Annotated in this window: 11 protein-coding genes; 3 read left to right on the top strand and 8 right to left on the bottom strand. The window is 67.8% G+C overall.

Annotated features, from left to right (window positions below; genetic code table 11):
• Positions 1-1,371: an MmgE/PrpD family protein gene (locus tag FOB72_RS05780; protein ID WP_150371662.1), complete on the bottom strand. Its 1,371-nt coding sequence runs from the start codon at positions 1,369-1,371 to the stop codon at positions 1-3.
• Between the two features lie 40 nt (positions 1,372-1,411).
• Positions 1,412-2,389 (bottom strand): Bug family tripartite tricarboxylate transporter substrate binding protein, encoded by a 978-nt coding sequence (locus tag FOB72_RS05775; protein ID WP_150371661.1) that lies wholly within the window; start codon positions 2,387-2,389, stop codon positions 1,412-1,414.
• A 128-nt stretch (positions 2,390-2,517) separates the two neighbouring features.
• Here FOB72_RS05775 and FOB72_RS05770 point away from each other — a divergent pair, with 128 nt between their 5' ends.
• Both FOB72_RS05770 and purT read left to right on the top strand, forming a co-directional pair.
• Positions 2,518-3,420, top strand: coding sequence for a LysR family transcriptional regulator (locus FOB72_RS05770; RefSeq protein WP_150371660.1), 903 nt, complete (start codon positions 2,518-2,520; stop codon positions 3,418-3,420).
• Positions 3,421-3,463: 43 nt separating this feature from the next.
• Entirely contained in the window at positions 3,464-4,666 is a 1,203-nt protein-coding gene (purT, locus tag FOB72_RS05765) for a formate-dependent phosphoribosylglycinamide formyltransferase (protein WP_150371659.1), read from the top strand.
• A 39-nt stretch (positions 4,667-4,705) separates the two neighbouring features.
• On the opposite strand, the gene FOB72_RS05760 is transcribed toward purT, so the two are convergent.
• The 6 genes from FOB72_RS05760 to FOB72_RS05735 all read right to left on the bottom strand — a co-directional run bounded on the left by FOB72_RS05760 (position 4,706) and on the right by FOB72_RS05735 (position 10,230).
• Positions 4,706-5,890 carry an HD-GYP domain-containing protein gene (locus FOB72_RS05760; RefSeq protein WP_150371658.1) on the bottom strand — a complete coding sequence of 395 codons (1,185 nt, stop codon included), beginning with the start codon at positions 5,888-5,890 and terminating at the stop codon, positions 4,706-4,708.
• 139 nt (positions 5,891-6,029) lie between these two features.
• Positions 6,030-6,641: a hypothetical protein gene (locus tag FOB72_RS05755; protein ID WP_150371657.1), complete on the bottom strand. Its 612-nt coding sequence runs from the start codon at positions 6,639-6,641 to the stop codon at positions 6,030-6,032.
• An 11-nt stretch (positions 6,642-6,652) separates the two neighbouring features.
• A complete protein-coding gene (locus tag FOB72_RS05750) occupies positions 6,653-7,348 on the bottom strand; it encodes an SCO family protein (RefSeq protein WP_223851427.1) in 696 nt (231 codons plus the stop codon).
• Between the two features lie 46 nt (positions 7,349-7,394).
• Positions 7,395-8,003, bottom strand: coding sequence for a c-type cytochrome (locus FOB72_RS05745; protein WP_150371655.1), 609 nt, complete (start codon positions 8,001-8,003; stop codon positions 7,395-7,397).
• A 16-nt stretch (positions 8,004-8,019) separates the two neighbouring features.
• Positions 8,020-8,619 carry a cbb3-type cytochrome c oxidase subunit II gene (locus tag FOB72_RS05740; protein ID WP_191002200.1) on the bottom strand — a complete coding sequence of 200 codons (600 nt, stop codon included), beginning with the start codon at positions 8,617-8,619 and terminating at the stop codon, positions 8,020-8,022.
• Positions 8,620-8,622: 3 nt separating this feature from the next.
• Entirely contained in the window at positions 8,623-10,230 is a 1,608-nt protein-coding gene (locus FOB72_RS05735; protein ID WP_150371654.1) for a cbb3-type cytochrome c oxidase subunit I, read from the bottom strand.
• 341 nt (positions 10,231-10,571) lie between these two features.
• Here FOB72_RS05735 and FOB72_RS05730 point away from each other — a divergent pair, with 341 nt between their 5' ends.
• Positions 10,572-12,011 (top strand): PLP-dependent aminotransferase family protein, encoded by a 1,440-nt coding sequence (locus tag FOB72_RS05730; RefSeq protein WP_150371653.1) that lies wholly within the window; start codon positions 10,572-10,574, stop codon positions 12,009-12,011.
• Positions 12,012-12,205 lie beyond the last annotated feature (194 nt).

The raw sequence follows: 12,205 nt of genomic DNA, 5'->3' as shown, positions 1-12,205 counted from the left end.
TTACGGACGCGCAAGCGCGGTAAGGGTCCGCACGTCGGCCGCGTCCCCCAGCCGCCAGCACGCACCGATCAGCTCGCGCACGCGGGCTTCGCCGAGAATCGGATCGGCCAGCGCATGGAACTTGGCATCGAGGTTGGCGTCGGTCATCGGGCGCTGCAGCGAGCCAATCGCATGATCGACGCGCACGTTGATCTCGCGGCCATCCTTGAGCACGGCCTTGACCAACGCGGCCGCCTCATCGACGCCGCCATCGGCCGTGGCCACGACCTTGCGGCGCAGCGCCACCACGTCGTCGCGCGTGACGATATGGTCCGAAAATTCTTCCTCGGCCGCGCGGCCGAAGATCAGGCCGGCCGCACAGCCGTGATACACGCTGAACTTGGCCAGCAGGCCGTCGGTCGGCTCCTTCTTGCCCGTCAGTTCGAGCACCAGCGGATGCACGATCAGCTCGATACGCTCGACGTTCTCCGGCGTGACGCCCTGCTCGCGCAGCTGCACGCACGCGTCGATGCTCGGATGGATGACGATGCCGCAGGCAAACGGCTTGTACGTGTTGAACGAGATCTCGAAGCGCGTGCCGAGCTCGTCGGTAATCTCGTTCCAGTCGGACTTGGCGGAGATCACCTGCATGAAGCCGCGTGGCGCTTCCAGGGCCTTCGCGCTCGCGGTGTAGCCATGCCTGGCCATCAGCGCCGACATCAGGCCGGCACGCGCTGCGCCACCCGGGTGGAACGGTTTGGTCATCGTGCCGAACTGCTCGCGCAGGCCCACGGGCTGCGAGGCGGCGATGCCGAGCGCCATCACGGTCTTGTCTTCGTCGAGGCCCATCAGGCGCGCGCACGCGGCGGCCGCGCCGAGCATGCCCGTGGAACCAGTGATATGCCAGCCACGGTCGTAGTGGTCGGGGTACATGGCGTTGCCCACGCGGCAGGCCACGTCGATGCCGAGCACCAGCGCGTCGATGACCGCGCGGCCGCTCGCGCCCGTGTGCTCGGCCAGCGCCAGCACGGCGGACGCCACCGGGCCGGCCGGGTGGATGATGGTCTTCAGGTGCGTATCGTCGAAGTCGAACGTATGCGACGTAATGCCGTTGACGAGCGCGGCGCTGGCCATATCGACCTGCTGCGCGCGGCCGAGCACCGTGGCCTGCGCGGCCGGCTGGAGTTCGGCCACCGCGGCCAGCGCGGCCACGGCGGACTCGTGCTGCGCGGCACCGACCGCGCAACCGAGCCAGTTCATGAACGTGCGGTGCGCTTCGTGATCGACCGCATCGCTCCAGCCGCGCGACGGATGCGTGGCGACGTACCTGCCGAGAATGCGGGTCACCGGCGGGGCGTTGTGGTCTGCGGCGACGTGGGTATTGCGGGCCATGAATCGTTTCCTTGAATAAGAGTCGTGGGGGATGGAGAGATCAGGTATCGAGATGGATGCCGCGTTCGCGCGCGAGCTTGCCCCAGCGCGCCACTTCGTCGGCGATATAGCGGCGGAACTGGTCCGGCGACATCGGCTGCGGCTGCAGCGCCTCCGACGACAACTTCTCCGCCAGGTCCGGGCTCTTGAGCACCGTGTTCAGCGTGCCGTTCAGTCTGGCCACGATATCGGGCGGAATGCCGGCCGGGCCCACCACGCCATACCACTGCATGGCGTCGAAGCCCTTGAGGCCGGCCTCGTCGAGCGTCGGCGTGTCCTTGAGCAGCGGATGGCGCGCGTTGCCCGTGACGGCCAGCGGCTTCACGCGGCCCGAGCGGATATGCGGGAGCGCGGCCGAGAGACCCGGGAACATCGCCTGTGTCTGGCCGCCGATCAGGTCGTTGAACGCGGGCGCGATGCCGCGATACGCGGCGTGGGTCATCTGTGCCTTGATCTGCTGCGCGAACAGTTCCATCGTCAGATGGGTCAGCGAGCCGGGTCCGGCCGAGCCGTAGTTCACCGCGCCCGGATGCTTGCGCACGTAGTCGATGAACTCGCCGAGGTTCGAGGCGGGTACGTTCGCGCCGATCACCAGCACGTTCGGCGTGGCACCGATCATGCCGATGGGCGTGAAATCCCTGACCGGGTCGTACGGCACCTTGCGCGTGGCCGGGTTCGTGCCGTGCGTGGCCACATAGCCCTGCATCACGGTATAGCCGTCGGCCGTGGCCTTGGCCGTCATCTGGCAGGCGATCACCCCACCGCCGCCGGCCTGGTTCTCCACCACCATCGACTGGCCCAGCGCGCGGCCCCAGCGGTCCGCGACGGTACGGCCGATCAGGTCGGAACCGCCGCCCGCGGATACCGGCACGACGTAGCGCAGCGGCTTGTTGGGAAAGGGGTCCTGGGCCTCCGCGAGGCCAGGGACGGCGAGCAGCATCGCGCTGGCCTTGAGCAGCGTCCGGCGGGTCGGGTTCATGTCTCCTCCATTGCGCCTCGGTTCCGCACCGGGCGTGTTTTCTTGGATCCTGCTTTCGAGTCCGTATCATCCACGCCCGGTGATAAACTGTGAATTGCAACTTTTCTCACGATTGATGCAAGGTTTGCATGAATTTCAATCTCTCCGATCTGCGCGCGTTCGTCGCGGTGGCCGAACTCAGCAGCTTCCGCGCCGCGGCGTCCGAACTCCATCTCTCGCAGCCGGCACTGTCGCGGCGTATCGAGAAACTCGAGGACGCGCTCGGCGTCCGGTTGTTCGATCGCACCACGCGGTCGGTGGAAATGACGGCCGTGGGCCGCGAGTTCTCGCGCAAGGCGCGCGAGTTGCTCAATGGGCTGGAGGAATCGCTGCTGGGTATTCGCGACGTCGCCACGCGCATCACGGGCGAGGTCACGGTGGCCTGCGTGCCGTCGGCGGTGCGCTATTTCCTGCCCGCGGTGCTGCGGCAGTACCACGCGCGATATCCGCGCATCGTGGTGCGGCTGATCGACGAGGGGGCCAACGAGGTGCTCAATATGGTCGTGCGGAACGAGGCGGACTTCGGGCTCAACTACATCGGGACGCAGGAGCCCGACGTCGAGTTCGAACCCGTGCTCAAGGAGCCGTTCGTCGTGGCCTGTCCGCCCGATCATCCGCTGGCGCGCAAGCGCAAGGTCACGTGGTCCGAGCTTGGCCAGTACGACTACATGACCGTCGGCAAGGCCAGCGGCAACCGGATGCTGCTCGACCTGGCGCTGACCGACGTGCCCGTGCGGCCGCAGTGGTATTGCGAGGTGCGGCACGTGTCCACGCTGGTGAGCCTCGTCGAGGCCGGGCTGGGCGTGGCGGCCGTGCCGCGGCTGGCGATGCCGCCGGGCAAGCACCCGACGCTCAAGAGCGTGCCGCTGGTGGAACCGACCGTCACGCGCACGGTGGGGCTGATCCGGCGGCGGGGACGGTCGCTGTCGCCGGCGGCGGCGCAGTTGTACGAGATGCTGCAGAAGACCAGTGCCGAGCGTCGCAGGCCGTAAGCGTTACAATGCCGCTTTTCATTTGCCCCCTCCGTACACCGCCATGACCACGCTCGGAACTCCCCTCTCCCCCTCGGCCACCAAAGTCATGCTGCTCGGCTCGGGCGAGCTCGGCAAGGAAGTCCTGATCGCGCTGCAGCGGCTCGGCGTCGAGACGATCGCCGTCGATCGTTACGAGAACGCGCCGGGTCAGCAGGTTGCGCACCACGCGCGCACCATCGCGATGACCGATGGCGACCAGCTGCGCGCGCTGATCGAGGCCGAGCGGCCCGATCTGGTCGTGCCGGAAATCGAGGCCATCGCCACGCCGACGCTCGAGGCGCTGGAAGCGGCCGGCGTCGTCCGTGTGATCCCGACCGCGCGCGCGGCGCGCCTGACCATGGATCGCGAAGGCATTCGCCGTCTGGCGGCGGAAACGCTGAACCTGCCGACCAGCCCGTACAAGTTCTGCGATTCGCTCGAAGAACTGCAGGCCGCGATCGACGGCGGTATCGGCTACCCGTGCGTGGTCAAGCCCGTGATGAGCAGCTCGGGCAAGGGCCAGAGCAAGATCGACGGCCCGGCGGACGTCAAGGCCGCGTGGGATTACGCGATGGCCGGCGGCCGCGTGAGCCATGGCCGCATCATCGTGGAGGGCTTTATCGATTTCGACTACGAGATCACGCTGCTGACGGTGCGCGCCAAGGGTGCGGACGGCGATGTCGAAACCCATTTCTGTGAGCCGATCGGCCACGTGCAGGTCAGCGGCGACTACGTCGAAAGCTGGCAGCCGCATCCGATGCACCCGAAGGCACTGCAGACCGCCCAGCATATCGCGCGCGAAGTCACGGGCAACCTCGGCGGGCAGGGCCTGTTCGGCGTGGAGTTGTTCGTCAAGGGCGAACAGGTCTGGTTCAGCGAGGTCAGCCCGCGTCCGCACGATACGGGCATGGTGACGATGATTACCCAGTGGCAGAACGAGTTCGAACTGCATGCGCGCGCGATCCTGGGCCTGCCGGTCAGCACGGCGCTGAAGAGCCCCGGCGCCAGCGCGGTGATCTATGGCGGCGTGGATGCGACCGGTGTGGTCTTCGATGGCGTGGCCGATGCACTGACCGTGCCGCAGACCGAAGTGCGGCTGTTCGGCAAGCCGGAGAGCTTCACCAAGCGCCGGATGGGTGTGGCGCTGGCCTATGCGGAAGACGTGGAAGTCGCGCGCGAGCGCGCGAAGGACGCGGCCAGCCGCGTGAAGCCGCGCGTGGCCTGATCGGCAGCGCCCTCTCCCGCCCGGAGAGGGCGACCGGCCCTATCCGTGCGGCGCGTACATCGCCATCAGCTGTTCGTCCGAATACCCCCACTGCCGCGCGTCCTCGAACGCCACGACCGTCTCGTCGCTGTGCATCAGGTCGATCAATTGCGGCGCCTGCGCGACCGATTCCGATACCGAGTAGAACGCCATGACCCGCGGCCGTAGCGGTTCGTCCTCGTTCTGCCCGCACACCACCGCCAGCCGGTTCGACCGCAGCCGCAGCACGGTGCCGATCGGATAGATCCCCACCGTGCGCGTAAATGCCTTGAACACGCGCCGGTCGAACAGCGTATCGACCCGCACCGCGATATATTCCATGGCCCGCGCCGGCGACCACGGCAGATGTCCGGGGCGTGGCGAAGTCAGCGAATCGTAGGTATCGCAGATGGCCGCGATCTTCGCGTGCACGCTGATCTCGTGCTCGACCAGGCCGAACGGATACCCGCGCCCGTCCACGCGCTCGTGATGGTGGACGCAGACGTCGAGCGGAATATTGGTATAGAGCCGCGCCTCGTTCAGGATCCGGTATCCCGCCGACGGATGCCGCCGCATGGCCTCTTCTTCCCGCGGCGTGAGGTCCGGCCCCTTCTGCAGGATCGATTCGGGCAGCGTGAGCTTGCCGATATCGTGCATCAGGCCCGCAATCCCGAGTTCGCGCACTTCGCCATCGGGCAGCTTGAGCGTACGGCCGACGGCAATCATCAGCACGCAGACCGAAAACGCATGCAGATAGGAGTAGTCGTCCTTCTCCTTGAGCCGCGACAGCGCGATCAGCGCCTGCGAATGCCGCGTCAGCGAATTGGATGCGGCGTCCACGAGCAGCAGCGCACCCTGGCTTTCCAGCGCGCGTCCCATCCGCACGTCGCCGAACATGTTGCCGACCAGCTGCCGCGCGGACTTGATCAGTTCGCGCGCGCGCTCGAGTTCGTCCTCGAACTCGGTCCCGTCGTCGTCCGTGACGTCCGCCTCCATCGCATCCGGCGTGGCGGGCGTGGGCAAATTGCGGCCCTTGAGGATGTCGATCCAGACATCCTGCACGTTGGCCGCCTGGATCTGCTCGACCTGCTCGTCGCTCGTGACGAGGAAGCGGGAGCGCCAGAACGGGTGGTTGATCCAGGGTCCGCCGAGCCTGGCAACGAACATTCCGACCTGCAGCTGCTCCGCCTTGATTCTTCTCAGCATGCACTTAGCCCTTTGAGATGGGCGCGATATCTTTCGCGATCCCGGAGAGGAAGCTCTGACGTGGCTCCCTTCATCGACGCCATATCGACCCCGCGTGGCCCCCGGCGTCTGGCGGCACGCCTGCCGCTACGCTCTGCAATCAATGAGAACCCACGTCGCCCGCATTAACGGCAGATCCACGCAACTCTTTAGGGCGCCCGGAATGGTTAGCGCGCCGGCCCACCCAGACCAGCAGCCACCCGCCGAGCGCGACGGACCATGCGATCAGGCCGGCACCGGCCACGCGCTGGTCGCCCATCAGGTAGCTGGCGCACAGCCGGGTCTCGGCGTCGAGGAAGAGCGCGCCGACCGTCAGGCCCATCCAGACCATATTGCCGCCAAAGAACAGCACGAGGGGCCACGCGCTGACCCGGCAGGCGACATAGGCAGCCATGCCGGCGGCCAGCACGGTGGCGTATTTGGCGAGGTTGACGGGGACGGAGAGACGGGTGAGGTCGAGCGCGATCGGCAGCATCCAGGCGCCATAGCCGACGGTGGCGATGACGAGCAGCGCCAGCGCGGCAGGCCGCAGCGTTGCGGCCAGTTGCCCGCGGGTGCGGGGCGCGAGGAAGCCGGGCAGCAGGAAGCCCAGCGCGAATACGGCTGGCAGAAGCACCAGCATCTGCAACGCCATCGAGCCTTCGAGCACGGTGCGGATGGGGGGGAGCGCGAGCAGGCCGGCGGCGGCCAGCCATGCGGCGCGGGGGAGCATCGGCCCGCGCATCACGGCGCCCCGCCGTCGACGTTCGCCGCGCCGGCGGCGGGCAACGCGGCGCGCGCGAACGCGTACGCGTCCTGATACGCCTCGAGCGTGAACGTCCCGAGAACACGGCCCCGTGCATCCACTACATGCAGGCCGCCGTTATGCTCGAAGCCCCCAAACCCGTCCGGAATGGCAATCACATCCGCCTCCCGCAGCAGCGCCCGCATGGCCGTGGGATCGGCCGCGGTGGCCACGGCCCAGTCCGGTAGCCGCGCACGGTGCTCGCGCCCATACCCCGCCAGATCCGCGACCCCGTCGCGCGGGTCGAACGACAGCGAGCGCAATCCGATGCGCCCCGACAAGCCGTCGGCCGCGATGCGGGCCTGCAGTTGCGCAAACTCGGCGCCCAGCGCACGACAGACGGTCATGCAGCGCGTGTAGATGACATCGACCAGATAGATCGCGTCCTGCGGGGAGGACTGCGCCGGGGGCGACGCGGCGGCCCCCAAACGGGCATCGGGCAGATCGCTGGCGTCGGCGCCGAACCACACCGCCTCCCGCCCCTGCTGGTCCCAAACCGCCACGGCTGGCAGCCGCATCGCCCCCGCCGCGATCCGGTTCTCGCGCCGCTGATCGAGCGTCCACGCGGTCAGCCCGTCCGTCAGCGCATAGAGCCCCGCGCCGCTCAGCGAAATGACAAGCAGCAGCCATACCACCGGCCAGCGCGGTCGCGCCCCGGCATGGGAAACGACGCTCGCCCCGCTAGCCACCCGGACTGCCGAGCGCCGCGTCGCCATCGAACGGCGCCTTCATGTCCGCGGTCTCGGCCCGGACCGCCGCCACGGTCTCCGCCGTGACCGGCGGCGACGTATTGCCCCACTGGCTGCGCACATGCGTCAGCACGGCCGCCAGCTCCGCATCGCCGAGCTGGTCCGCAAACGGCGGCATCGCCCCGTTGTAGGCCGTCCCCCTGACGGTCAGCTTGCCGTTGACTCCCCGCAGCACGATGGCCGCGAGCCGGGTGTCCTTGCCATTGACCCATTCCGACGCGGCCAGCGGCGGAAACACGCCGGGCAGGCCCTGCCCCGTGGCCTGATGGCAGGCCACGCAGCGGCTCTGGAACACCGCCGCGCCATCCACCGCGCCGCCGGCCGGCCTGGGCTTGCCGACCAGATCGGCGGTCGTGCGCGCGTCGCCGAGCCCCGACGGCACGTTGATCGGCGCCATCAGGATATAGATCGCGCCAAACGCGATCAGCCCCGCAATCAGCGCGAGCACCGTCCTGGGAATCGGCGCCCTGCCCTCATGCGGGTCGACGTTCTCGCGCGCCCGTGCCGCCGCGGCCTGCTGGGTTTCGGATCGTTCATCCATCTGCGAGGCTCCGTGCTTATTTCGGGGACATGCCGCCGTCCGGCGGCAATACCGCGCCGGTCCGGTTCAGCGACTGCAGATAGGCCACGAGGTCCAGCGCCTCCGCCTTCGGCACCACCACCTTGTTCGGCGGCGCGTAGCCGGGCGGCAGCGCCACGGGCTTGTCGCCGGGCTCGGCCGCATCCTTCACGTCGAACAGGTACGGATAGCTCGGCATGATGCTGCCGCCCACGTACGCGCGCGGCTGGTACAGATGGCCCAGGTGCCAGTCCGCGCTCGGCTGCCGCACACCGATATTCATGAGGTCCGGTCCGGTCCGCATCGTGCCGAGCAGATGCGGATTGTCGTAGTAGTAATCGCCGGCCACCGAGACCCGGCCCCATCCACGCCTGGCATCGGGCGCGAAGCTGCTGTCGCGCGGCTGCTGCGAATGGCAGTAGATGCAGCCGTTGGCGATATAGACCTCGCGCCCGCGCAGCTGCGCGGCCGTGTACGGCTTGATGCCTTCGGTCGGCTTGATGTCCTTGAGCTGGAGGTACGGAATCACGACCAGCGCGCTCGTGGCCAGCGCCAGCATGGTCATGCCCCCGGCCAGCAGGGCGCTTTCATTGTTCACGGTTCAGACTCCCTGCGCGGGGTTTCGACCCTCATGCCCATCGCGTCCCTGATGGAACAGGGCCGGCCGGTGGCGATTGGGACCGAGCCCGAAGATCGCGCTGACGAAATTGGCGGCGAAGAACAGATGGCTGACCAGCATCATCGCGCCGCCGATCGACCGGGCCTTGAGGTACGGAATGGTCAGCGTCACCGAATCCATGAACGGGCGCGAGGCGTCGAGCATGGCGAGCCCCTGGTACCAGCCGCCGATCGACAAGCCGACGAAGTACACGCCGATGCCGCCGGCGGCGAGCCAGAAGTGGCAGTAGATCATCCAGCGGTACGGCCATTCGCGGCCGATCACGCGCGGGAGAATGAAGTAGATCGCGCCGAAGAACGCGAAGCTCACGAACGCATAGAGCCCGATATGCGCGTGCGCGACCGTGTAGTGCGTGAAGTGCGTGATACGGTTGACGGCCCGCAGCGCCTCGAACGAGCCCTGCGCGGAACTGACCGTGTACATCATGCTGCCGAACGTCACGAAACGCAGCGTTGGCGAGTCGATCAGCCGGCGGAAGTTGCCCTTCAGCGTCTGGTGCAGGTTGATCGAGAACGCGATGACCGGAATCAGCATCATCATGCTCTGCACGATGGACAGCGTGACGAGCCAGCCCGGCACCGGACCGCCCACCAGATGGTGGCCGCCAACCTGCCCGTAGAAGAACGCCAGCGCCCAGAAACCGAGCAGCGACATGCCATACGACCTCACGGGCTGCCCGATGATCTTGGGCAGGCAATAGTAGATGGAGGCCAGCGCGAGCGGCGTGTAAAACAGGCCCAGCACGTTGTGGCCGAACCACCAGTTCATGGTCGCCTGCTCCACGCCGAAATGCAGCCCCGGGAAGTTGGCCACGAGGAACAGCACCGGGAACCAGAACAGCGCGCACCCCATATACCAGACCGAGACGTACAGATGGCTGACGGTGCGGTTGACGAGCGTGAGCAAGAGCGGAATACCGACCAGCGCCCCGCCCGCGACGAACAGGATATCGACCTGCCACGGAATCTCGAGCCATTCGAGGCCGTCCGAGATCCCGGCCCCGATGCTGCCGATGCCCGCGATCAGCGCGGCATTCCAGATCGCGGCGCCCACCACGGCCCAGCGTCCCCCGACGAGCGGCGTCTTGAGCAGCCGAGGCAGCAGGAACAGCGCGATGCCGAGCCCGGCCATCGGCGCCCAGCCATAGGCCACGGCATTGAGGTGGATGGTACGGATGCGGCCGAACGACAGCCACGGCACCGATGCGAACAGATCCGGCTCGTGCAGCTTGATGGAGGCCGTCAGCCCGGCCGCCGACGCGACCACGAGCCAGACCATCGCGCAGCACAGGAACAGGAACACGACCTGCGCGGACGAGCGGTCGGCCGCATCGCGCGACGGATCGACGATGCCCTGGCCGCCGTTCGGCGCGGAAGGATCTTCGGGGTGACCGGTCTCGCCTTCGGAGAAGATCACGCGCGCGGCGTCCGGCGAGGTATCGAACAGGCCGCGCTGCATGGCCCAGATGAATGCCAGCAGTGCGAACACCGACAGCAGAAAGGCCGATAGCAGGATAGCGATGGTATTCATGGCAATGGCGGTGATGGACGGACGCGTGCCGCGCCGGGCGGGCAGGCCCGACATTGCGGAATTTACGGCAGCGACTGGATAACCACACATAGCCACTTCCCTCGATTTTGGGGTGACCACCCGAACACCCGTTTGACGCGGTGCGGCAGCGTCCCGTACGCTTCTCCGGTGCGCGGGCCGCATGACGACAAATAAGTTGCACCGATAATGCATCTTTTTTAGAATTGCCCGGCAATGCACGGAACCGCCTTGGCGATGATGCCCACCGGTATCTAGAATCAAGCTCGCTTCCGATGTGTGACGTGACCACTAAAACCAAGCACCGAACGTCCTTCATCACCATGAACGTGCACTTGACGATTCACGGCCGCCAGGGGTTGGCGGGCCAGATCTACCGGCAGTTGCGCGCCGGGGTCATCGACGGGCGCCTCGCGCCGGGGGAGCGGCTACCCTCCACGCGCGAGCTCGCGATGCAGCTCGGCGTCTCGCGCAAGACCACGCTCGACGTGTTCGAGCGCCTGATTGCCGAGGGCTACCTGCGGTCGCGCACGGGCGACGGCACGTTCGTGGCCGACGAAATGACGCGGCTGGCGCCGAAGCCGCCGCGCACGGCCATGCTGCAGCCCTCGGTCGAAATCTGGGAATCGTTGCCCGATGTGCTGCCGATGCCCTCGCGGGAACGGCCGCCCGAGTTCGACTTCATCGGCGGCGTCACCGACAAGGCGCTGTTCCCGTTCGACCAGTGGCGCCGGTGCGTCAGCCACGCATTGCGTGTGCTCGCGCGCGCGCCCGGTGGCTACCGCGACCCCGCCGGCGAGCAGGAACTGCGCCTCGCGGTCTCGCGCTACCTCGCCTTCAGCCGCGCCGTGGTCAGCAACTGGCAGGACGTGATCATGACCCAGGGCGCGCAGCAGGCCATCGACCTGCTCGCGCGCGTGGCGCTGCGGCCCGGCGACATCGTCGCGGTGGAGGACCCCGGCTATCCGCCGGCGCGCACCAGCCTGCTCGCTGCCGGCGCGAACGTGGTGCCGGTGCCCGTCGATGCCGAAGGGATCGTCGTCGACCGGCTCCCCCCCGAGGCGCGCATCGTCTATGTGACGCCGTCCCATCAGTTTCCGCTCGGCATGCCGATGAGCCTCGAGCGCCGGCTTGCGCTGCTGGACTGGGCGCAGCATCACGGCGCGCTGATCGTCGAGGACGACTACGACGGCGAGTACCGCTTCGAGGGACGTCCCGTCGAGTCCCTCAAGAGCCTCGACAAGGCCGGTGTGGTCGCCTATGTGGGCACGTTCTCCAAGACCATCTTCCCCGAATTGCGCGTCGGCTACGTGATTCCACCCGCGCCGCTCGGCGTGGCGATGCGCAAGGCCAAGCAGATCGGGGACTGGCACAGCTGCACGATGACGCAGACCGCGCTGGCCAAGTTCATGCTCGACGGCTACTTCTCCAAGCATCTGCGGCGCATGCACAAGGAGTACGCGGCGCGCCGCGCGCTGCTGCGGCATGCACTCGAGCACGAGCTGTCGCCCTGGCTCGTGCCGCTGCCCTCCTCGGCCGGCATCCACCTCGCGGCCGAGATCCGCGCCACGGACCCCACGGCGGAAGCCATGGTCATCGAACGCGCCACGGCCGCGCGCGTGGGCGTCTACGGAATCTCGGGCATGTACGTCGCGGCGCGGCCGCGGCCGGGGCTGCTGTTCGGCTACGGCGGCATCGGCACCGACCGCATCCGCGCGGGCGTGGACCGGCTGAAGACGGCGCTGGAGCGGCGCGCGAACTGAGGCGCGCGAACTGAGGCGCGCGAACCGAGGCACGCGAACCGAGGCACCCGATCGAGGGACAAGCCGGGGGACGAACCTGCGGCCGTGCGTCTGCCTCCCCACATTAGGCGACTTCCCAACCCCTTCAGGAACGGCGACACTTCAAAATTCGGCCAGCCTGCCGTTAACACGAGCGGGCCACTCCCGGCCTTGCC

Source organism: Cupriavidus pauculus (assembly GCF_008693385.1).
In the GTDB taxonomy this organism is placed as follows: domain Bacteria; phylum Pseudomonadota; class Gammaproteobacteria; order Burkholderiales; family Burkholderiaceae; genus Cupriavidus; species Cupriavidus pauculus_D.
This window is presented reverse-complemented; position numbering and strand designations above follow the sequence as displayed.